This is a genomic window from Paenibacillus sp. JT22N15, from assembly GCF_059383755.1.
In genome coordinates, this window is record NZ_JBXENV010000003.1 from 491,587 (window position 1) to 514,515 (window position 22,929).

Below are 22,929 nucleotides of genomic sequence, written 5' to 3' on the forward strand. Positions count from 1 at the left end.
CATCTCCGCTTTCTTTTTAGGCATTCTAATTTTCCAAATAAAAAGGGATATCAAAAACCGGACTCAGTGATTTATTTATATATGAAAATACGTAAACAGCTACTTGTTGAGGACTAATAAGTTATTTAATTTAGTAATCGTTTCTTTAGAAACTTTTTTACCGTATAGGTCTTCATTTTGCTTCCAATATAGCAATGTCTTTTTCATAGAGATGGCGAACTCAGGATAAGCAAGGTTGTAATGGACCCCAATTCCAACTGTAGATATTAGGCATTGTGTGTATTTAGGGAGCTCGCCCACAATTGTGAAGAACATATCGTTATACTCAAAATAAGAAACACGCTCTTTAGCATGATCATAGCTCAACGGATAGGTAGAAATTCGGGCAGTTTTACCCTCAAAGGCGGCATACTTGTTGGCCTCTCCCCATACTCCCTCCCAGCTAAAGTTGGTCAGGCGAGAGGCTAGAAAATCGTTATAATCGGGTTCAGAGTGCTGCTCCATATCGGTGAATGCTATGCGCATTGAACCTCGGTTACGATAAAAGGCGCAGTCGATAATGATAATGCCGCCGTATAAGCCATTAGGATATTGAAAAGTAAGGCAGCTGCCATTGTGATAATCACTTTCAAATTTCGTAGGCGGCTTGACCCTCTTTTTTGCTATACTTTTGGGTACACTAATTTTGGCGATGAATGTATGTAAGTACTTTTTTCGCTGGTTAATAAATGGTACATTTGCTCCAAGCTGTTCACAGACAGTTAAGTCACTCCCACTCCCAATGATCTGAGCGACTTGCTCTAACAGCGAATCCTCTAAGGATTTCGTTTCCCAAAGGCAGTAGGACAACGCAAATAATACATTGTTTCTATCATCTGCATTATTTAAGCTATCAGTAAATTTCTCTTGTAGCTCGCTGACAATCTGAGTAACTTCACAACCCCGATTATACTGCTCATAGAAATATTCCTTGATCTCACACGAGGTGTCATTACCAAAAACCTCAGCACTCCATGTTCCCATATGCTCATCACCTCTAGAAAGTTAGATCGGCTAATGTCATTTCAATGCAACAGAGGATACTGTTGTACCTTGATATTTCCAATCAGTCTAATTCAGCTCGTGAAAATAGGTCTTTTATTAATGAGTCATCTTCACATGCTTCCTTAAAGGCGATTGCAAAACTAAGTATGGCTTCTCTATTGTCTGAATAAGCAGCGAACATATCGGCTTCAGGGTCAAATCGTACGATATCAACTAAATGAGGCATTCTTTCTTCAAGAAACACGACTGCTAATGAACCCCAATCATAGCCATTGCCCTCAAATCCTTCTTCGGCTCGTGTTTGAAAAATTTCATGCTTATATTTGCCAACACTTAAAATCATGGATATGCTTCCATTATTATGAGCAACTAGCCCAAATGGGTTTATTTTTTCATTAACTTCTAACAAACCCTCATCCTGTTCAACTTTAACGATATGGATCGTTTCATTTCCTGCTCTACTAGCGGCGTTGCGGCTCATTTCTAAAAACCTCCTGCCATGTGCATCTTCAGGGTCTAGTGCTACAGTTTGTTCAAAAGCAACTATCGCTTCCTTATACTGTTCAAGGTAATAATAAGCATAGCCTATTCGGTAATGCCAAAGAGGGTCGTTCTCGCCTTGCTTTTGCACAGATAAAAAATATTTGATCGCTTCATGATAATTATCTTGATTATTCAATGCTCTTGCCAAATGGCAAACTAAGTCATAGTCCCTGTCTGCTTCGGGTATTTCCATAATTTTATTAATAATTTTCTCATACTGGTCCTTGTTATGCCAAAGAGTGAGCTGCTTTAATAGATCCTTATCCATCTTTGTATTCTCTCCTCTAACTTTAATTAATTGGATTTTAAGCAAGTCATTTTAATTTGGGTGAGGTTTTCTAAGTTGATTTCAATTTGTAATTCAGTATGCTCATTAATAGCGATTAGGGTTTTATCTTTAATTTCTAAGTTCTTTATAGGATTTGAATTTTCAAAAAATATTCCCCATACCAAATGGTCTTCAGCATCCGTACAAGCAATAAATCCTTCATTTCCCATTTGACCATCACCGCCATATATTTTCCCATCTTGATAATCAATACTGACCCATTCATCAACGATCGTCCAATAATCATCATTATACTTTGCTATGCTTTCAATGGTTGTGTCACATAAGGGAGAGCAAAAAAATTCACTTTCTTTTGTGTTGGGGTTATATGTGCTATAACAATTTAAAATGGTTACAGTGCCATTTGGAAAGATGATGCAATTAATGCCGGGCAGTTCATGTTTTTCAAGATTCCAATGTTCCGCAATAAAAGTATTCATAATATATCCCCAATTATTTAAAAACTCTCAATTTTTGAAAGATAAAAGTCTTCCCAATTATCTCTTGTGTTCTGTGATTGTGGATTAGCAGGAATGATAATTTTTTCCGTTGGCAAGTAAAAATAATTCTTTTGGGTATGCTTTTGCAATCCTGAAATTTTCTTTAAGTCTCTTTGAAATGCTCGATAAAAAGATTGTATCTGTTTGTTAGGATTCTTTGATATCATGCGCATTTGTATAAGTTCTCGACTTTTATAGGTTTCTCTGCCGCCTTTAACTTCAATAGAATAGGAGCTTGGTTCATCGTAAAAATATCCAAATTCGTTTATTTGGGTTATATCTTGTATAGGGTAGCAGGAAAAGAAGAAAGAGTTATATGCAGAATCATTAAAATAACTGGAGAACAATTCGTTTTTTTCACTTTCAAAAGATGAATATTGACGTTCACCCTGTGCGTTAACAAATATTTCAGCATACAGTTTAACTCCATGACTCAGCATTACTTGATGGCTCTCAGTAAGAAAATCCATAACAGGCATTGAAATATTAAAATAGATGGATATACTATTTTCCTCCTTATCCTAAATATAAATGAATAGGGTGTTATTCAAGTTGGAAATTAACCGCCACCCTCGAATCCCTCGTCTAACCTACCAATCACGTTCTTGAATGGCTACTTCTGTATCTATTTCGATACCAAAAAAGGCTAAAATATCTTCAACAGTTTGTGCAATTGATTCTCTCGCAACGGTTTCAATTTCGCTGTCATTTTCGTCAAACTCTTCTGCAATAACATTGATTGCTTGGATGGCGAAATCAAGCTTTGCTTGAATTTCTTCGATATCTTGATTTCCTTGTTCCAAAAATTCAACAACTTTAACTAGTTCAGCTTTGACTTTATCCACAAGAAAATCAGGGAAATATGCATCAATATACATATCTTTTAAATATTCAATTGATGCACTACTTTTGTCTTGCACTCTTAGCTCCGATGGTTTCATTTTGTCTGACTTTCGTTCGACTTTACCTCGGCTCCAATCTAATAATGTTAAAGTCGATCTATCTCCTGGATCTAGCTTATCTGTAATTTCAAATTCTCTTAATGCTTCCTCATATTGTTCAAGATAATAGTAGGAGTAGCCCACACGAAAATGCCAAAGAGGGTCATCCTCACCTAGTTTTGCAATAGTCAAAAGCTGTTGAAGTGCTTCATCGTAACGTTTCAGATTATTCATAGCTCTTGCCAATAAACTGATCGTATTATAATCTCTGTCTGATTGGGGAATTTCCATAATTTTATCTACTATTTTTTCATGTTCATCTTCTTGATGCCAAATATTAAGTTGTGCGAAAGGGTCTTTTTCCATCACTCTGCCTCTTTTCGTTTGTAAGATAGTAACACTTCCTCATTTATTAAGGTTCCGCCTAAATCCAATACAATGGCCTGTATGTCCGATATCTGCCTCCTCTATCAAGTAAACCGGAGTCTTAATCTTCCAATTATAACCTATGATAAGCGCAGGTCATAGGTCCACTATTGAATTAATCTGCCGATTAACTTAATCTCCACTTTTATGCAATCCTCGTAGGAGGAGGATGAGTCTCTTCTTTCATTTTTCACTTTTACTTAACGATGGGATGGGGACAATGAAGTTTTCTGGTGATATGAAAATGAAAAAAGACCATCTCGATACATGAATCGAAATGGTCATTACATTGGCTCGAGAAAGAAGCTGAAATTGTTACGTCCACAGTTACTAAGCGTTGCTTCGCATTCTGCCCCTATTGTTGAGGAAGAAATAAGTTTTCTCTATCAAAATAAATTTTAAGTTTTATAATGATGCCCATATGAATATAAACAGACATGATGGTGTCATCATGTCTGTTTATATTTTAAATTCTTTTATACGCTGAATCGCCAAAAGGCTCGGACTGTAATCCTGATTATGCAATTGCGCTTACATTTTATTTTATGAAACAGCTCATCGTTCGTTTATGACGACTGTCAGTTCAACATTGAAATGGTTGAAAAATGAGCTGAGAAAAATGATATAAATCATTTTTCCATACCGGCCAATCATGGCCTCCGCTCTCCTCGTACCAAATGTGAGGTACATTCTGCTGGGTCAAATACGCATGTGTCTGGTCGCTGACATGTTTTAGATTATCCAAAACTCCGCATGAAAGCCAAAGCAGCTTGAGTTTTGCGGTTGTTTCCTCAGGATTCGGTACTAGCCGCTCAGGTGCCTTCGTATTAGGAGCGGAAGAGAAACCGCCAATCCATGCAAAATGGTCGAGATTCCCTAACCCAATATTGAGTGATTGCCCTCCTCCCATAGATAAACCGGCAAGAGCACGATTTTCTCTTTCAATCTGAACCCAATAGTTTGATTCTATAAATGGAATGATCTCATGCAACAAATCGGATTCAAAGTCCTCGAAAGCTTGCAGCTTGTCGGGATCGAATAGGTTTCCCTCCGCTCGATCATTCGGCATTGCCCGACCGTTTGGCATGACCACGATCATAGGCGCAAGCTTGCGTGCTGCGTACAAATTATCAAGAATAACTTGCGGATTGCCGTGATGGTACCATTCCGTTTCATCCCCGCCAATACCGTGCAATAGATAGAGTACGTTATACCGTTGATTATCTGAATATCCCGGTGGGGTGTAAATCATCATTTTGCGTGAGGTGCCTACCGTCATAGAGAAATATTCAACCGTGTCTATTATCCCACGGGCTATGTTATCCCCATATTGGTCATATCCTGACGGTGCGGTATTCAATATTAAATTATATTTAGCCATGTTCATAATCTTCCTTTCCTGAATGAAAGTGCTTCACTGCCAACAGTGTATTACTTCCATTCAGCGCTAACAACCTGTTAATTCATACTTCTTTCTCATACCCCAAAGTAGAAATTGGCGGGGCATACTCCCATAATCCGACAGGTTGCCGTCGACCATTGTCTAGTAGTAAGCTCATTTTGTAAACGCATACATTTAGTTCCATTTTAAACCACGTCCCCGAAGAAAGAAGTATTGCCCTCTCCACCCTGCCTAATTACTATCATGATTTGCATAAATCAAACAAAATAAAGAAGATGTAATGAATGAGTAAGAAGAAATTTAGTTTAGGAGTCAAGATTATGCTGCTTCTCGCATTAGTGATGTCGCCGATGTTGCTAAGCGGAAAGCCGGTAGAAGCGTGGGTTGGCATGCCAATGTCCAAGCTCCATGTTAGTGGTAATCAGCTGGTGAACACCAACGGTCAGCCCGTATTGCTCAGCGGGTGGCATCAGCCTTCCGGTGCTTACTGGACATACCAGAACAGCAACTACTATCTGAATCAGAACGGCGGGAATCGGCATGCAGCTATTCTGGCATATTTGAAGGATATTACCGATACCTTTACGAGCACTTCCGCCAAATACGGCAACAACCATGGATGGTATATGAATCAGGTCCGTCTATTCATTGACCGGGAAGACATGGGAGACGTTGCAGCGGGCACCTATAACTTTGCTGGTTTGCAGGCCGTCACCCAGAACGTAATCATTCCTTACATCAACTATGCCAAGACCAAAGGTTTATATGTTACACTCGGCCTCGATTACACGTTGAATAACAACCAAGCGACAACGCCCGACAATCTTGCTAAATTCAATCAGATCTGGGGCTACCTAGCTGACCAGCCGGGCATTAAGAGCGCGGATAACGTCATGTTCGAGCTAATCAACGAGCCTGTACTATCCGATGTTAATGGTGTTTGGGGCGGACATCCTTCCCAGTCCAATTTCGTTGCGCACTGGAACTCGCTCAAAAATTTCCAAAACGCAATGATCTCCACGATCCGCAGTAAAGGAGCAGATAACGTTGTCTGGGCAGCGGGGCTCGGCTGGGATCAATACTATCAATTGTGCGCAGCATATCCACTTACGGATCCACTGAACAATGTTGGTTATTCGGTCCATTGGTATCCAGGCTATGGTGCTAATGACAATTACACGCTTTTACAGCAGCAGTGGGATACCAATATTAAGCCTTGCGCTGATAATTATCCAATCAATATTACAGAAACAACCTGGTTTAAAACACAACCCGGAGACTCCTCCTATTGGGAGCTGTTTAACGGGTCAAACGAGGGATTCGGCAAAAACACTAAAGCGATCTTCACAGCGGCAGGTAATGTGAGCATTGCTGTCCATATGAACGGATTTTTGCTGAATTCCGGCACGAGAAGCTCGTTCGCAGACCCGACAGCCGGCTTGCTGTATGATGGTAATACAGCCCGCGATGGCATGGCCCGCTTTATTTTTGAATGGTATTATGAACGCGCTCAGTTAAATCCTTGGAATGGTGTCTGGAATGGAGTGACGAATGGTGCGACGTACAAGCTTGTAAACCGTGCATCGGGCAAAATGCTCGAGGTTCCGGGCGGGCAAAATACGAACGCCCTGCAGCTTCAACAGTCGACGGACAATAACACGACGGCGCAGCGCTGGGTCGTTACGGATCAGGGTACCTACAACAACTATTATGAGTTGCGGAGCGTGAGCTCATCTGATAATAAAGTCATGGATGTTCGTAACGGAACAAAAAACAACGGGGAAGCGATTCAGCTTATGCAGGCTCTCTCCAATACAGCACAACAGTTTCGCTTGATCAAGCTAAGTAACGGATACTGGAGCATTCTTAACGTGAACAGCAACAAAGCAGTCGAAGTGCTGGGATCCTCCACCGCAGATGGAGCGAAAATCCAACAAAATTTATACCGCGGCGATCTGAACCAGCAATGGCAGTTGGTTCAGTGAAGTTGGAAGGGCAAGTCCATTACGGACTATGCCCTTTCTTTTGCTTAGTGTGAGCTAATAGCAGGTTAAAATATTATCATTAAGTACACTTGCCTAATCTTAAGCCCCTAGTTGCCGTCGCTCACCGAAGAATAATCTGCTCCCGACTAGGACCAACAGATACCGTCGTGATTGCGACTCCGATCTCCGACTCGATGAATTCGACATAACCCCTTGCCGCTTCCGGTAAATCTTCCATTTTAGTCACCTGCGAGATATCGCACTTCCAGCCCGGAAGCCGCTTATAAATAGGTTTGGCCGAGGATAACTTCTGTGGGAAGAGGAACTCGTTCGCGACCTCCCCCTCCGTCTCATATCCTACGCATATCGGAATTTCATCCAAGTAACCTAGAACATCCAAGTTCGTAAGGGCGACGGAGGTTGCGCCTTGGATCCTGCAGCCATAACGCGTCGCGACCGCATCGAACCATCCGACCCTTCGCGGCCGGCCTGTCACCACTCCATATTCGCCGGCATCTCCCCCGCGGCTTCGAAGCTCCTCGGCCTCCTCGCCCTCCAGCTCTGCTACGAAAGGACCGGCACCGACACAGCTGGAGTAAGCCTTAGTAACCGCAACTATCTTCTCTATCGAATACGGCGGAAGCCCTGCACCGACCGAAGCATATCCGGCAAGCGTAGATGAGGAAGTGGTGAATGGATAAATGCCGTGATCCGGATCCCGCAGCGCCCCAAGCTGACCCTCAAGCAAAATCCCTTCTCCATTTCGATATGCCTTATGCAACAACGATGTGGTGTCGCACAGGTAAGGTGCTATAGCTTCCGCCTGCTCGCTTAGCTTGGATAACCAGTCCTCCACCTTAATGGAAGACTGTCCGTAAAGATGCTCAAGCAGAATGTTCTTGCTCTCTAATAAATGCTCCAACCGTTCACGAAGATGAGCCTGGACGAACAACTCGGAAACCTGAATTCCGAGCTTCGCGTATTTATCGGCATAGAAAGGAGCAATACCGCGTTTGGTCGAACCGAAGCTGCGTGCTCCCAATCGCTTTTCTTCAAGCTCATCGAGCATCCGGTGCACTGGCAATACAATTTGAGCCCGCTCCGAAATACGTAATTGAGGACGCGGAACCCCTCTTACCGTTAAGGAATCCAATTCTTGCAGCAGCACATCGATATCTACCGCTACTCCCGGGCCGATAACGTTTACGACATCCGGATAGAAAACCCCTGAAGGTAGCATCCGCAGCGCGAATTTGCCGAAAGGGTTGATAATCGTATGCCCCGCATTGCTCCCGCCTTGGTATCTCACCACATAGGAAGAATCGGCCGCCATCACATCTGTCATTTTTCCCTTGCCCTCGTCTCCCCAATTTGCACCTACAATTGCTGTTATCGTCATATCCTTGCCCTCCGATCCTAATTTGCTTACAGAGCTAATGATAATGGAAGTAAAGTGTATTAGAATAATAGATATTAGTTATATTAGATATAAAGAGAGGTAATGGATATGCAAGTGAATCTGGAGTGGTACCGTGTCTTTTATTGGATTGCTAGAACAGGGAGCTTATCGCGGGCCGCAGATCAGCTTCATATCACTCAACCGGCCGTCAGTCATACCATTAAACAGTTGGAGAGCACCCTTGGTGGGCAGCTGTTTTTCCGCACTCCGAAGGGTGCTACCTTGACCAAGGAAGGAGAGGTGCTTTTTCACTACCTGGAGCAGGCTTTCAATTTCGTTGACATCGGAGAGAAGGCCATTGCAGAGATGAACAACTTAAACAGCGGAGAAATCGCGATTGGGGCAAGCGACACGTTGTGCAAACACTACTTATTGCCTCATCTGGAGCAGTTCCATGCCCAGCACCCCGGAGTACGGATTCGAGTCACGAATCGGACGACTCCGGAGACGCTAGCGCTGCTAAAGGAAGGCAAAATCGACTTTGGCATCGTCAGCCTGCCCGCTTCTGACAAACAAGTTGAGTTCCGTAAGAGCACGCCGATCCAGGACAGTCTTGTCGGGGGGATCAAATTTCGGGATTTGGCGGCTGACGTCCCGCTTTCCATTGAAGCCCTCAAGCAATATCCTCTCCTGATTCTTGAGTCGGGGGGCAGCACAAGACGGTACCTGGATGACTATGCCGCTTTACATGGAGTAAAGCTGGAGCCTGAATTCGAACTGGGAAGCGTGGATCTTCTCGTTCAATTCGCTCGCAGCGGATTCGGCCTTGCTTTTGTCGTTCGGAATTATGTCCAAGAGGAGCTGCAGTCCGGCAAGCTCTTTGAAATATCATTGGATCCGCCGTTGCCCGAACGGCAAATCGGTATTGCAACGCTTAGAGGAGTCCCTCTGTCTTCGGCGACCCGGTCTTTTCTGGCGTTATTGCCTTGAAAGCCGTGCCAACGTCGCATCGTGCCATTGATTCAGAACATTACAATATTTCGATATACCCTTCTGTTCCATGCACGCGAATGCGTTGCCCATCTTTTATTAGTTTGGTAGCCTTTTCTACCCCAACAACTGCTGGCAAGCCATATTCACGCGCGATAACGGATCCATGGGTCATTAGTCCGCCAACTTCGGTGACTAGTCCTTTAATAGATACAAACAAAGGTGTCCAGCCAGGGTCAGTAAAGGACGTGACTAATATATCTCCATCTTCTAGAACCGCATCTTCCATCCTTAAGATGACACGTGCTCGCCCCTCAATCACTCCGGAAGAAACAGGCAAGCCTGCCAAAGCTTCGGCTGGGAGATTTTCTCGTTCGTATTTACCCGAAATCATTTCACCATCAGACGTAATAACTCGTGGTGGAGTTAGTTTTTCATATATGTTGTACTCGTCCTTTCGTTTGCTGATGATCTGGTGATCCAGTTTACTTGTGCGTACGACATCGCTAAATTCGTCAAAAGTGAGATAATATACATCTTCTTTCTCATGAATAACGCCTGCTAGTACGAGCTGCTCGGCTTCTTTCAGTAAAGCTTGCTTATATACGAAGTAGCGACTAATCATGCCGTATTTTGGATATTCACGATACCCGATGAAATTCTGGATTAGACTAATCACTCGTTTTGTCTCTTCGGCTTTTCGCTTGCCATCCGGTAATGTTTTCAATCGATCTAATAACTCTCGTTCTTTTTCTAAAGCTTCCTGTCGTCCTTGCTCAAATTTCCGTTTGCCCGCATTAGGCTCAAAGTTTTTGATGTGACCTAGAATCATCGGGACAAGTGTCATTGGTTTTTCACTCCAACGAGGTTTCGTCATATCGATTTCTCCGGCACAGCGCATTCCGTATTTATGGAGATAAGCAGAGATAGCGTCTAGGGTTTCCTGTCCACCTTTAAACGTAACGAGCTCATACAAAAAGTTATCGTCTTTTACATGCTGTAAATAATCAATGACTTCTGGAAAGGGGCGAATCACATCTGCGACATCCAATAGCGCCAGACCCATTTCCGAAGTAATATTGTTTGGAACAGATTGCGAAAGCGTATCTGCCACGTTTTTTTCACCTAACCACTCTTTCATTTTTTCATTAATCCATGCAGAAGCATCCATAGCAGTCATAAACACAGCCGAACTTTGTGGATCAAATAAAAATTTCTTTAATTGCTGGATATCTTCTAGAATAAAATCAAATAAAGCTGATCCTGTTTTCGTTTGGATGTTTTGTTTTAACTCTTCTATCGATGTTTGATTACGCTTAATCAATTCAGATACGATTGCCGGATCGTTTTCGATTTGTGCTTGAAAATCCGAAGACGCTATACCTTCATTACTTTTAATGGGACTAGGTATTTTTTCAACATCATCTGGTGACGTTTTTATAAAACCTTCTCGCGCAACGATGGTCAAAAGTGCGTCTTTGATGAGTGGCTCGGATTTTCCGAGAGCATCTATGATCATCTTTCTTCTGTCAGGCGAAGCCAAAGTTTGTGTGATATCAACAAATAGTCTTCCACCAGCTTTACGCATAGGTGCACGTGTCGTTAACAGGTAAAAAGACAGTCCCAATGGTTTTATAGGGTCGGTCATCATTTGTTGGTGGCCGACAGATACATAGACGTGATTTTCTTGATCATCCGCTTCAGGGATCGGGTATAAAGTAGTGATTGGCCGGCTCTGAACAATATAAAAGGTATCATGAGCCAAGCACCATTCGATATCTTGTGGGCAGCCGAAATGTTCTTCAATCTTTCTTCCTATGCGTGCTAGTTGTAAAATTTGTTGTTCAGTAAGGGTTTGCGCCTTTTGCTGATCAGGATCGATCTGCTGTGTCTCTGTTCCGCCTTCTTTTAGTCCATAGATAGCCCATTTTTTGATTGCAATCTTCTTATCGACGATTTCCTCTTCCTGTACTTTATAACTATCGGGAGATACCAAGCCAGATACCAATGCTTCTCCAAGTCCAAAACTGGCATCGATGGATAACAGCTTTCGGTTAGAAGTAATCGGATCAGCAGTAAATAAAATCCCTGAAGCCTGTGGGAAAACCATCCTTTGAACAATAACGGATAAATAAACTTGGCTGTGGTCAAATCCATTTTGCATACGGTAGATCACCGCGCGATCCGTAAAGAGGGAAGCCCAACATTTGCTAATATGCTGCAAGACTGCTTCTTTGCCGATAATATTTAAATAGGTATCTTGTTGGCCAGCAAAAGAGGCATGTGGTAAATCTTCAGCCGTCGCACTAGAACGCACTGCATAAGCATGTTCATCCCCAAACTGGGAGAGATAGTGAGTAACTGCTTTTACAACATTGGCAGGAATTTCTGCTTCCATAATGATCTGTCGAATCATTCGGCTGATTTCACCAATTTGATTTCGATCCTCTACTTTTAGCAACGTTAGTCGATTGAGCAAAGCATGGTACGTTTCGTTTTGTTCGATGACTTTTTGATATCCCACTGTTGTAACACAAAATCCTTCCGGTACTTGTATTCCTTCTATTTTGGATAATTGCCCTAAATTCAACCCTTTTCCGCCAACGAGCAATAGCTGCGTTTTATCCATTTCCTGAAAACCGAGAACCAAAGAACTCATTCAACATCTCTCCTAACCATTAAATTGAGAAAAAATCATTTGACACGAGTTCATCGACATAGTACAATTAAATTATAAGATGTGTTATCTATGTCAATTCAACTTTTGAGAGTCGTATTCAGATTGTATCATCGTGTCTGTTTATATGCAATATTAAAGAACCTGATCTAACTAATCAGGTCCTTTTTTGATTTCCTAATATGATTAGTTGTATCAAAAAAAAGTGGACATTTCCTTTCTCTAAAACGGATGTCCACTTTTTTTGTGCGAATTCTTTCATTTTATTCTTCTATGACTATTAATGTATGATCATTGATTTACCAGTGAATATCTACGCCGCCTTCAACACGGATATCTTGCCCTGTAATCCATCTGCTATCTTCTGAGGCTAAAAATAAAATAACGGGGACCACATCGTCTTCTGGCATTCCAATTCTGTTGAAAGGACTAGATTTCGCCACTTCCGTCATAATGACATCATAAAGTTCTTTCGGAGAGTCATTTATTACCGTATCCGTTATCGCTATAGGACTTACATTGTTCACTCGAATATTATATTTTCCCCATTCAATAGCGATAGTACGAGTTAAAGCCCCAACAGCGCCTTTAGCTGCAGTATAAGATGCATATCGATCTAAACCTTGAACGGCTCTGCTTATAAAATTGATAATCGATCCACCATTTTCTTTCATCAAAGGGAAACAAAGCTGCATCATCGTCCATGTTGCATATAGTTGTGTTTTTAATGAATGATCTAAATCCTCAATCGTTTGCTCTAAAAAAGGCACCATATAGTTCGAAGAAGTGGCCCCATTAATTAATACATCTACATGGCCAAATTTCTCTTGAATGTTCTGCACAAATTCCTTCATTTGCTCTTGTTCTTTTAAGTTTGTTACTATTGCTAATAAATCTGTGCCTTCTGCCTCACACAGCTTTGCCGTTTCCTTTAATTTCTCTTCTTGAATATCACAAATGGCTAGTTTTGCCCCTTCTTTGGCAAAGCGGATCGCATTTTGTTTTCCAAGTCCTGCAGCTGCTCCAGTAATCACAACAACTTTATCTTTAAATTTCACTTGCTACACCTCCGAATGTTATGAAAAACAGATCCTGTGTCCATATAAAATGACACCTTTACTGTAACAAACTTCGAAGCGGCAACATTACAAGCTTGATGCTTTTTTATATCAGATTTGTACGTGAACTTTTAGATGGTCCAAATTGGTGTAAATAAGAAATAGACCATACTTCGCCAAGGAGATGGTCTATTTCTTTTCTGAACTTACACGTTTATTTTTGGTTATTACGTGCTTCAGCCTTGATCATGTTTGAGATTTAGGCTTGAGACGGTACTGATGAGGTGTGATTCTCATTTCTCTCCGGAATATATCGGTAAAATGGCTTTGTGAGCTGAAGCCGAGCTTTTGTCCAATATCATTCAATGTCAACGAAGTATGTTCGAGAAGCTGCATAGCCGCGGAAATCCTCTCCTTACGGATGCGATCAGAAAGCGTTTCTCCCGTCTCTCGTTTATATGCATGGGAAAGATGGCTTCGGCTAAAGTGCAACGCCTCCGCGATTTCGCTGACAGTCAGAGAATCGTACAGATGTTCTTTAATATAATGATGACACTTCCGAACTAACGGTGAATAGCTTTTATCCTCTTGGGCAAGCGCGACATTGCCGGCATACTCAAGGAAAACTTGTTGATGCAAATCTAATAAAGCTTGTACAGATTTGGCCTGTTGCGCCTTCAGGATATAATTACGGTAAATACCTGAAGCCTCCATATCCGACATTCCTCCGTCTACGGCAGAACGCACAATTTGAGGCCATAAAAATTGAACAACCATATAAGTAAAAGATAATTGATTGCTAAAAATCAGCTTTGTATAGGTTTGAAATTCGGGGGTACTCAGCTCTCTCTCAATTTGTTTGCGACGACCGCCGCGAAGGCAATCTAATAAAAACGATAGGATGGAATTTCCTTTCAGTCTCGCATACTCATCAGAAATAACGGTTTGAAAGTCCATTGCAAGCGCCTCCTCATTAAATCACTGTATCTATTCTACCAGAGAGTTGAGGAGGTTTTCATCTTAGAGAGTGTGACCATTTAAAGAGTAAATAAATGATCAGCATCGATGAAAATCGATAGGCACCTATTTCTTACCAATCGGTCGAGATTCAATCCATGTAAGGTTATTAGTCCATAAATATTGCAAGTTTTATTTTGCGATTTTAAACCATGGGCCTGAAGCTTGAATCACGTTCCAAAGTTTTTCCGGAAGCTCAAGCTCACTCACCTGCGACGCTCTTATCGCTGTTTGGATCTCAGACTCTTGTCCCTGTTGAAGCTTTTCAACCCAGTCTGGATTCATGATTAACGCGTGGCCAATCGCAGCCAAGGATAATCCCTTATCTAATGCTGCTATAACATTATCCGGAGTTACCATAGTGCCAGCAGCCATTACAGGTATTCTGCCGTTTACATGTTCAACCATTAATTCAAGATAGTTTTTTTCATCTTGACTATCAACTGGCTTTGATGAAATGGCATTAACCAATGACGCATGCACATAATCAACGCCCTCTTCAATGAGGTGCTCAATCAAAGCATAGGTATCCTTCATTCTTAGACCGCCTTCTTCTGATTCGTCAGGAGAAATTCTGTAGCCGAGAATAAACGGTTTTGTTGCATGTTTTTTAATCATCTTGTTCATTTCTTGAACGACTGCTAAGGGGAAACGCAAGCGATTTTCCAGTGAGCCTCCCCATTGATCCTCACGCCTATTGAAGAAAGGAGAAAAGAAGTTCTGAAGTAAAAATCCATGCGCACCATGAATTTCAACGCCATCAAACCCTGCTTCAATGGCTCGTCTTGTTGTTTCTCCAAACGCGTGAATCACTTCCAATATTTCATCGTGTGTAAGTGCTCTAGGCTTAACGGAAGGCGCAAATGCTGTGGCTTCAGTCTCTACATCGCTGGAACTAACCACCTCACCATTTGGAGTCAAAACCGGTAGTGCTTTATTACCTGCGTGAAAAATTTGAAGTATAGCAGGAGCTCCCCCACTTTTCGCTGCATCCGCCAATTTACGTAAACTTGGAATAAAAGTATCATCATAAGCGGCGAATTCATTCGTAAAACCAATACCGTTCGATTGGACATGTGTACATCCTGTGATAACTAAACCTACGCCATTCACTCTTTTCTTGTAATATTTCACTTCATCATCTGAAATCGTGTAATCGTCATTACTGGCCCAAGTGGTCATAGGTGCCATAACGACGCGGTTTTTGATCGTAATGCCATTTTTGAATGTAAAAGGTTCGAACAATTGATTGTATTTTGAATTCATTTCATTTCCTCTTCTCATTTGATTTATTGAGAACTAATTATATTTAATTATTCCGACCTTTCTTTAAGTCCATGTGTCATTAATAAATCGAACATTCGTTTATTTTTAGCTGATTAATAATACTCCCATTTCTTATCAGTCGACTGCCTATATAATAAACGATCATTCGATTAAAATCAATGCTTTTTATCAGAGGGCAGCCATTCTACTGGAATGTTTCTCCCTCTGAAGGTTTTAAATTATGCTTTTAAAGCATCCCAAGTCATTTGAATTAATTCATTCAAGCTATCTTGCTTCAACTCTATTCGACCACCAAAATGTTCTTTAACATATTGCATGGACGGGCTAAACATAAACATATGAAGCAGGCCTGTATCCACTTGTTTGAAAACATGTTGACTCTTTCCTTTTTCAAGCAAGCTAAAAATCGGCTCGAACATCTCTATTCCTTCTTTTAAAGATAACTTATGAAGAAGAGGTGAGTTTGAAAATTGTTCAATAAATAAAAATTCTTCTTTATTGGTTAAAATAAAGTTTATAAACTTTTTCAACGCATGTTCGAAAGCTGCTTGTAAAGATATTGAGTCATCATAATTATAAAACACTTCTAGACTCATCTTCTTCTTAATACTCAAATACAATTTATTCAGCATGTCCTCCTTATTTTCAAAATAAACGTAAATCGTTGAAGCAGATACGCCAGCTTTTTTCGCGATCTTGGACATCGAAGTTTCAGACAAACCATGTTCATTTATCAGGTGGATCGCTGCATTAAAAATGCTCTCACTTTTATTTTCATCTTTATGTCTCATGCGCCTATAATAAACGTTCGTTCGATTAAAGTCAATTCAAAAACCTCATCTATTGAAAGGGCCCGATCTCTCACACTACCATCTTATCGGCAGCATCTTCTTCAAGCTGTCGGTACAGCTCCAATCTGTTGAAGCAACCCCAGCATATCGGGTTGGCCAAATTCTTCGACGATTTGCCCACCGGAAAATCGGTAGAAATTCATTGCCTGCACTTGGATCGTCTTCGTGGTTGGTGGGAAACCGTAGAAAGTGCCCAGATGTGTACCTCGCATGATGAAGCGTACAGCCACCTTATCCCCTTCGGCAACCATCTCCTCCAACGTCCACTTTATATCAGGGAAGCCACTTCGCATCATTCCGATGATCGCGAGATAGCCAGCTGGCCCCCGCATCGGCTCGGCCTGTCCGGGGACAAAGAAGATAGCACCCGGTGCAATAAGCTCATCAGCTAGCTTCTCGCTAGCTGTATTAATAAACTCCGTAAATCTGTGCATCTGATGTTTGTTAGTTTCAAATAACATGGTGAAACTCCTTTCTAGACTTCCATTGTTTTTAAGGCTTAGGGAAAGCTTCGTTTTTCGAAACATTTATCATCGCATGGGGGAAACTTTTCTTGAAGTACTTTTCAACTCTGCCGTGGATATCCCCACGGTACCAATCCGACAGCCCATGTGCTGCAAATAATTCAGGCATTCCTAGCCGCATTGAACGCTTACCCATCGAACCGTCCCCTATATTCAGCGTATCAATCCAAATACGATCGACTATGCCGTTCAGCAATTTAGGAAACTCAGGAGTAAACGGCAATACCGGTGAAATGGATGCCTGCGCAGCTATTCCGGATTCATATATTTCTCTTAAAGCTCTTAGGCGCAATTTGATCCCAGGCGCATACGGCGAAAAAATTTGCTTAATATCCTCTCGATCTGTTTCAATCGTCATGGATACCAGGACATCACAAGTCTCCTTTAATTTAAGTATCAAATCAATATCCCTAGTAATAAGTGGGCTTCGTGTCTGGATTTGAAGCAGATCAGGCGGCGTTTCGAGCATCGCTTCCAAAATCCGCCTTGTAAGGGCTGCCTTACGTTCAATTGGTTGATAAGGATCAGTAGCCGAGGACATAAAGATCTTGATCGGTTTATTTTTTTGACGCAGCTTGATGACTTCATTCCGGTAATTTTCAGCCGCATTTGTTTTGATCTCCACCCATTCTCCCCAAGGCGTCTCTTTAAACTTTTGAATCGGCATTTCTCTTACGTAACAATACCTGCATGAAAATGCGCAGCCGCTATACGGGTTCAAGGAATGGGTATATCCAATATCTAAATAACCTTTGGCTTCATTTAAAATTTTCTTGGAAATTATATCTTTCATTTCAATTGGCATTTAAATTTACATCCCTCTCTATAAGATCAGGATTGAAACACATGGAGGTATTCCGTATAATCGTCGTCGCTGAACACATTAAAGATGATTTTCTCAAAATGGTGGGCATGCGTATTCAACCACTCATTGACGGTCTGGACAGCTATTCTGGACGCTTCTGGCTTAGGAAACCCAAATACCCCTGTCGAGATTGAGCAAAAAGCGACCGTTTTTATATCTTCTATTTCACTGGCCAGCTCCAAACAAGCTCGGTAACAAGCAGCTAAATCTGCCTTTTGCTGCTCTATCAATTCCGTTCCTTTGGATACAATTGGACCTACTGTGTGCAAAACAAACCTTGCAGGCAAATTATAACCTTTTGTGATTTTTGCTCCACCTGTAGCTTCTGACTCGCCTTGATAAGCCATAATTATTTTGCAGTCTTCCCTTAACTGCGGACCTGCCGCGGTGTGAATAGCATTATCGATACAAGCATGGTATGGTTGAAAACAGCCCAACATATATTGATTCGCTGCATTGACGATTGCATCTGCACCTAGCCGTGTAATGTCGCCCTGCCATAAGCTGAATCTATCAGCTTGGCTATAGCTGCACCGGGGTACCAAAGTTGAAACGCAATCTAAATGATCCACATCAACAGTCCCTTTTTCTTTTAATTCGGTTTGCAAAAGAGCGTCTAGCTTGCTTAAAAAGTCCACTGCTAATGGTGCCGGTTCCCTGACCGTGAGAAGCCCCTTTAGTAAATTGCGTTTTTCCATATAATTAGAGGGAATCATCGTTTTCCGCACCTGCTGTTGTTCTTCCAGCAGCGTTTCTAATAAATCGTTTACCATTTGCTCTTTACGACAGAAATCATTTTGCACTGGTATATAACGGTCGTTCAATTGGATGAGAGAAGCATACTCCATTAATGTTAGTTGCACCCTTTTACATCTCCCTCAACATGTGCTTTATTTCGTAACCGCTAATACAACCTCTTGCATATCTTCGGTAAATGAGACTGTTTTAGCATTTATTTCCTGCATACCCTCTGGGTGGTCTTTGTTCAGTCGAATTAAAATAGCCTTCTCATTATGATAAGTCATTGTTTCAAATGGATAACGAATGATGCCAGGTGTATTAAACCCAACTCCCAATTCCAAAAAGACGATCTTCTTTTCTTCAGCATTCAACAAAAAATTTTTGTATGACGTATCCCGATCGTGCCACTTTTCATCCTGCACAAAATACCGGTTCATTCTTAAATTAGGATCCATCTTTCCGCCGCAGATCGGACATTTAGGTACGAGTTCTGCTGGAATTTGACAATTAACGGTCTGCTGAATCATATCCTTAACGATTTGTTCATTATAATAAAGTTTGTTATGGCAGCCTTTAGCACACTGTAGATAGCTGTAATTGCCTTGTATCTCAAATACGCGATCTGGCGGAAAGCCTCCCTTTTCAAACTGGCTTTCGACGTTGGTCGTGATGACAAAATACGGCTTGTTTTGAACCAATCGAAATAAATCCTGGTAAAGCTTGGTCGCACCCGCTTCATAGCGGCTTAAACTAATGTGCTTGGCCCAGTAAGCCCATTTCTCTTCCTCTGTTGCAAACGGATAAAAGCTGGACGTGTAAAGGTCAGTGAAGCCATACTTTTCAATAAAGGGGCCAAAATGGTCGGTAAATGGTTTCCCGCTATATGCGATGCCCGCAGCTGCCGATAAACCTGCCCCTCCGCCTAATAAAATGGTATCCGCTTCCTCCAACGCCGCTTTTGCTTTGTCCAAACGCGCACGATAACTGTCCATCATTTCGATCTCTCCTCGGTTCCTTCCAGATATGGATTGCTCTTTAGAAAATCACGGATTGATCACAACAATCTTTCCGCTTGCCTGATTACTTTCCATCAACAGATGTGCCTCATGGATTTGGTCGAGCGTAAATATTTTGGCAATCGGCGCTTTGATCTTATGCTTCTCGATAAAGGCAAACAAATCTGCAAGCAAATTCTCTTTAATGAGCTCGCTTGTAAAAGCTGTAAAATAAACGCTTGTCGGTATATGAACCAACGGTTCAAAACGTTCCATCTCCCACTCATTCCCTAATATCCCTGACATGCATAAGATGCCATACTCTGACACGAGCGACAGCGAATGTTTCAATGTTGCCGTTCCTACTAGCTCCAAAATTTTATTTGCACCTTTTGGCGCAATGGCAAACAGCGTTTCGGTTAATGATTCATCATCGAGCAGTACATAATCTGCGCCAAACTGCTTTAAAAAATCTGCTTTATTTTTATCTCGGGTGGTCGATATAACAGTTGCGCCGGTGGACTTGGCGAGCTGCAAGGCGGCCAAGCCTACAGAACTGGTTCCTCCACGGATCAGCAATGTTTCCCCCTCTCTCAGCCTTAGACATTCAAATAGCGAAGCATAAGCTGTATAATACATTTCCGGGCTTGCGGCAAGCTCTACCCAGTCCAGCTCATTTTGAATAGGGTAAACTTGAGCACACGGGATAAGCGCATATTCAGCATAGCTGCCGTCAAATTCACGTCCCAGTCCTCCCATCAAAGACACAACACGCTGCCCTTTTTTATAAGAACTATCCGAAGGATCATCTATTTCCCCCGCACATTCAATTCCAATCACTCGTGGCAGTTTAACGGATGGAGAATGGCCTTGCCTTGTATACATCTCCGAACGGTTAATGCCAAATGCTTTTATTTTGACACGTACCCAGCCTGGCAGCACTTCGGGCATGGGAATTTCACACACAACCAAATCCTGAGGTGCACACGCTTTTTCTAGAACGATCGCTTTCATCGATAAAACGCTCCTTCCATACTCACTCTAAAATTTATATATTTTCTTCTCGATTTGAATCAATAAAGCATTAGCACCGATCGCCAACCCAGCGGATAATAAGCTGCCCCACAACATTTTGTTAACATTCATTGTACGAAGTCCATCGAACAAAATGCTGCCTAATCCGCCTGCGTTGATGAATGCCGCGATTGTTGCCATGCCGATCGTAGACACGACTGCAAGTCTGATTCCGGCAAAAAGTGTTTTTATGGATAACGGCAGCCTGACCTGAAACAGAACTTGTATATGGTTCATTCCGATGCCAGCAGCTGCTTCAATAATAGACGGATCGATGTCAGTTAAACCCGCAATAAAATTGCGCAATAATAAATATTGGTTGTATATGATTAGAACGATAATGGCTGTCCCTGTTCCCAATCCAGTTACCGGAATCATAATCGCGAAAAGCGCCAGACTAGGGATGGAGTAAATGACGGAAAATCCATGAAGCAGCATTTTTGAAATGATTTTCGAAGACATGGCTGCTATCGTTAAAATCGCAGCTAGTAGAACTGAAATAATCGTAGCAGCTACTACCATTTCCAAATGTTCCAGCAGTGCCTTAACCCATTTATCAGGATGGCGTATGGCATATTCAATCAAGCCAATCCCTCCCAGAAACGTTCTTGCTCTCTCGAAGAATAAAGGAGTGACGATACGAAATCATCTGCAGGATTTTTTACAATATTGCTTGGGGTATCAAATTGACATATTCGACCTTTGTTCATGATCATGACTCTGGTTCCGAGTTTAAATGCTTCGTTGATATCATGCGTGACCAAGAGAAAGGTTTTATTTAACCCGCCATGTATTCTCAAAAGCTCATCCTGCAAATTCAACCGGTTGATCGCATCGATTGCGCCAAAGGGCTCATCCAGCAGCATAATCTTGGGATCCGTCGCCAAAGCTCGAGCCAATCCGATTCTTTGCTGCTGGCCACCTGACAACTCGGACGGATAGCGATTTCTAAATTCCTGCGGCTCTAACCCTACAAGCGATAACAACTCATCTACTCTAGTATGAATTTGAGCTTTATTCCATTTCAAAAGCTTTGGCACTACCGCGATATTCTGAGCTATGGTCATGTGTGGAAATAACCCAACCTGTTGAATGACATAACCAATACGACGTCTAGCCACTACAGGGTCAACCATTGCAATATCTTCGCCAAATAGCTTTATCGTCCCCTCATTCGGTTCATAAAGACGATTTATCATTTTTAATAAGGTTGTTTTGCCAGATCCTGAAGAGCCTAAAATCGTGACAAACTCCCCCTCTTGGATCGACAAACTCACATGATCGACCACGTAATCTCCGGAATGCGAATATTTTTTACTCACCTTATTGAACTCAATTGCTGTAAGAGACATGTTCTCCTCCATGAAACCGCTTATTTAATCGATTCGTAAAAGGCTTTGGCAACGTCTTCATATTCCTCTTTATCCACATCGACTTTGGCGTTGAGCGCTGTAATGGTATTTGTATCTAATGCCGCACTTACCTTATTGATTATTTCTGCAAGGTTAGGATTAGCGGTCAATACCGTGTTCTGAATAACGGGAGCTAAATTATAAGGCGGCCATACACGCTTATCGTCTTCTAATAAGGTAAATTCATCCTTATTCACTAATTGGCCTTCCGTTGTATAAGCTGGCGCAACATCCGCTTCATTATTCCGGAGCACTGTATATTTCAAGCTATTGTCATACACTTTCGATGATTTCCAATTCATTTTTCCATATACTCTTTCTAATGCCGGGATGCCATCCTCTCGTTGGTCCACTTCTCCTTGTGAGGCAAATCGAAGCTCGGCTGCATGCTTTTGCAAATCTGAAATGGTGGTTATACCAAGCTTTTTGGATACATCGGTACGAATAACAAGTCCCGCCCCGTCGCTCGCTTGGGAGTAATTGAGCCAGGTGATTTGAAATTGTTTGTTATATTCTTCCTTCACCGTCTTATAAACTTCATCAGGATCGGTAATGAGATCCATCTTTAGTACAGCCAATAAACCGGTGCCCGTATATTCAGGATACATATCAATTTCATGATTCACGAGCGAGGTATGAATCACGGAACCTGCAATGCTAGGGACTCTTTCCACTTGAAACCCGGCATCTTCCAAAGCTAAGGCGTACAGTTCTCCAACAATTAAATTTTCCGTGAAATCCTTTGTTCCAATGCGAATCGTTGCGCTGTTGCTTGGGTTTGCGCTATTGCCTCCGCACGCCGCTATCATGAGTGCCAATACCAAAAAGGTTAGGATAACAGTGAATGGCTTCATTTTCTTCCTCATTCTC

General features: G+C 41.9%; 22 protein-coding genes. 2 read left to right on the top strand and 20 right to left on the bottom strand.

The window, feature by feature from the left end; translation table 11 throughout:
• Positions 1–99 precede the first annotated feature (99 nt).
• From AC50X8_RS08240 to AC50X8_RS08265, 6 genes are all read right to left on the bottom strand, one after another.
• Positions 100–1,023, bottom strand: a complete 924-nt coding sequence (locus AC50X8_RS08240) for a hypothetical protein (RefSeq protein WP_494879276.1) — start codon at positions 1,021–1,023, stop codon at positions 100–102.
• An 82-nt stretch (positions 1,024–1,105) separates the two neighbouring features.
• Positions 1,106–1,855 (bottom strand): Imm51 family immunity protein, encoded by a 750-nt coding sequence (locus AC50X8_RS08245; protein WP_494879277.1) that lies wholly within the window; start codon positions 1,853–1,855, stop codon positions 1,106–1,108.
• A 26-nt stretch (positions 1,856–1,881) separates the two neighbouring features.
• Positions 1,882–2,355, bottom strand: a complete 474-nt coding sequence (locus AC50X8_RS08250; protein WP_494860412.1) for a hypothetical protein — start codon at positions 2,353–2,355, stop codon at positions 1,882–1,884.
• A 17-nt stretch (positions 2,356–2,372) separates the two neighbouring features.
• A complete protein-coding gene (locus AC50X8_RS08255) occupies positions 2,373–2,894 on the bottom strand; it encodes a hypothetical protein (RefSeq protein WP_494879278.1) in 522 nt (173 codons plus the stop codon).
• A gap of 111 nt (positions 2,895–3,005) precedes the next feature.
• Entirely contained in the window at positions 3,006–3,722 is a 717-nt protein-coding gene (locus tag AC50X8_RS08260; protein ID WP_494879279.1) for a DUF5713 family protein, read from the bottom strand.
• A gap of 643 nt (positions 3,723–4,365) precedes the next feature.
• On the bottom strand, positions 4,366–5,163 hold the full coding sequence (locus AC50X8_RS08265) for an alpha/beta hydrolase (protein WP_200931665.1): 798 nt from the start codon (positions 5,161–5,163) through the stop codon (positions 4,366–4,368).
• 305 nt (positions 5,164–5,468) lie between these two features.
• Here AC50X8_RS08265 and AC50X8_RS08270 point away from each other — a divergent pair, with 305 nt between their 5' ends.
• Positions 5,469–7,169 carry an RICIN domain-containing protein gene (locus AC50X8_RS08270; protein WP_494860417.1) on the top strand — a complete coding sequence of 567 codons (1,701 nt, stop codon included), beginning with the start codon at positions 5,469–5,471 and terminating at the stop codon, positions 7,167–7,169.
• A 121-nt stretch (positions 7,170–7,290) separates the two neighbouring features.
• On the opposite strand, the gene AC50X8_RS08275 is transcribed toward AC50X8_RS08270, so the two are convergent.
• On the bottom strand, positions 7,291–8,568 hold the full coding sequence (locus AC50X8_RS08275; protein WP_494879280.1) for an adenylosuccinate synthase: 1,278 nt from the start codon (positions 8,566–8,568) through the stop codon (positions 7,291–7,293).
• Between the two features lie 108 nt (positions 8,569–8,676).
• On the opposite strand from AC50X8_RS08275, the gene AC50X8_RS08280 reads away from it, so the two are divergent.
• A complete protein-coding gene (locus AC50X8_RS08280; protein ID WP_494879281.1) occupies positions 8,677–9,558 on the top strand; it encodes a LysR family transcriptional regulator in 882 nt (293 codons plus the stop codon).
• A gap of 40 nt (positions 9,559–9,598) precedes the next feature.
• Here AC50X8_RS08280 and ppsA read toward each other — a convergent pair whose 3' ends face one another.
• From ppsA to AC50X8_RS08345, 13 genes are all read right to left on the bottom strand, one after another.
• On the bottom strand, positions 9,599–12,217 hold the full coding sequence (gene ppsA / locus AC50X8_RS08285) for a phosphoenolpyruvate synthase (RefSeq protein ID WP_494879282.1): 2,619 nt from the start codon (positions 12,215–12,217) through the stop codon (positions 9,599–9,601).
• Between the two features lie 317 nt (positions 12,218–12,534).
• Positions 12,535–13,293, bottom strand: a complete 759-nt coding sequence (locus AC50X8_RS08290; RefSeq protein ID WP_494879283.1) for an SDR family NAD(P)-dependent oxidoreductase — start codon at positions 13,291–13,293, stop codon at positions 12,535–12,537.
• A gap of 246 nt (positions 13,294–13,539) precedes the next feature.
• The gene (locus AC50X8_RS08295) at positions 13,540–14,250 is read right to left on the bottom strand and encodes a helix-turn-helix transcriptional regulator (RefSeq protein ID WP_056040300.1); all 711 of its coding nucleotides are present in this window, start codon (positions 14,248–14,250) and stop codon (positions 13,540–13,542) included.
• 192 nt (positions 14,251–14,442) lie between these two features.
• On the bottom strand, positions 14,443–15,576 hold the full coding sequence (locus AC50X8_RS08300) for an NADH-dependent flavin oxidoreductase (RefSeq protein WP_056040298.1): 1,134 nt from the start codon (positions 15,574–15,576) through the stop codon (positions 14,443–14,445).
• Positions 15,577–15,815: 239 nt separating this feature from the next.
• Complete coding sequence (locus AC50X8_RS08305) at positions 15,816–16,388, bottom strand: TetR/AcrR family transcriptional regulator (protein WP_056040297.1); 573 nt, start codon at positions 16,386–16,388, stop codon at positions 15,816–15,818.
• A gap of 101 nt (positions 16,389–16,489) precedes the next feature.
• Entirely contained in the window at positions 16,490–16,882 is a 393-nt protein-coding gene (locus tag AC50X8_RS08310; RefSeq protein ID WP_494879284.1) for an ester cyclase, read from the bottom strand.
• Between the two features lie 58 nt (positions 16,883–16,940).
• Positions 16,941–17,777, bottom strand: a complete 837-nt coding sequence (locus AC50X8_RS08315; RefSeq protein ID WP_494879285.1) for an SPL family radical SAM protein — start codon at positions 17,775–17,777, stop codon at positions 16,941–16,943.
• 26 nt (positions 17,778–17,803) lie between these two features.
• Positions 17,804–18,700 (bottom strand): protein-ADP-ribose hydrolase, encoded by an 897-nt coding sequence (locus AC50X8_RS08320; RefSeq protein ID WP_494879286.1) that lies wholly within the window; start codon positions 18,698–18,700, stop codon positions 17,804–17,806.
• A 27-nt stretch (positions 18,701–18,727) separates the two neighbouring features.
• Positions 18,728–19,573, bottom strand: coding sequence for a Sir2 family NAD-dependent protein deacetylase (locus AC50X8_RS08325; protein WP_494860436.1), 846 nt, complete (start codon positions 19,571–19,573; stop codon positions 18,728–18,730).
• 48 nt (positions 19,574–19,621) lie between these two features.
• Complete coding sequence (locus AC50X8_RS08330) at positions 19,622–20,587, bottom strand: zinc-binding alcohol dehydrogenase family protein (RefSeq protein WP_056040290.1); 966 nt, start codon at positions 20,585–20,587, stop codon at positions 19,622–19,624.
• A 27-nt stretch (positions 20,588–20,614) separates the two neighbouring features.
• Complete coding sequence (locus AC50X8_RS08335; protein ID WP_494879287.1) at positions 20,615–21,232, bottom strand: ABC transporter permease; 618 nt, start codon at positions 21,230–21,232, stop codon at positions 20,615–20,617.
• Entirely contained in the window at positions 21,229–21,999 is a 771-nt protein-coding gene (locus AC50X8_RS08340) for an ABC transporter ATP-binding protein (RefSeq protein ID WP_494860441.1), read from the bottom strand. Before AC50X8_RS08340 ends, AC50X8_RS08335 begins: the two co-directional genes overlap by 4 nt.
• 20 nt (positions 22,000–22,019) lie before the next feature.
• Entirely contained in the window at positions 22,020–22,913 is an 894-nt protein-coding gene (locus AC50X8_RS08345) for a glycine betaine ABC transporter substrate-binding protein (RefSeq protein ID WP_494879288.1), read from the bottom strand.
• Between the last annotated feature and the right edge of the window lie 16 nt (positions 22,914–22,929).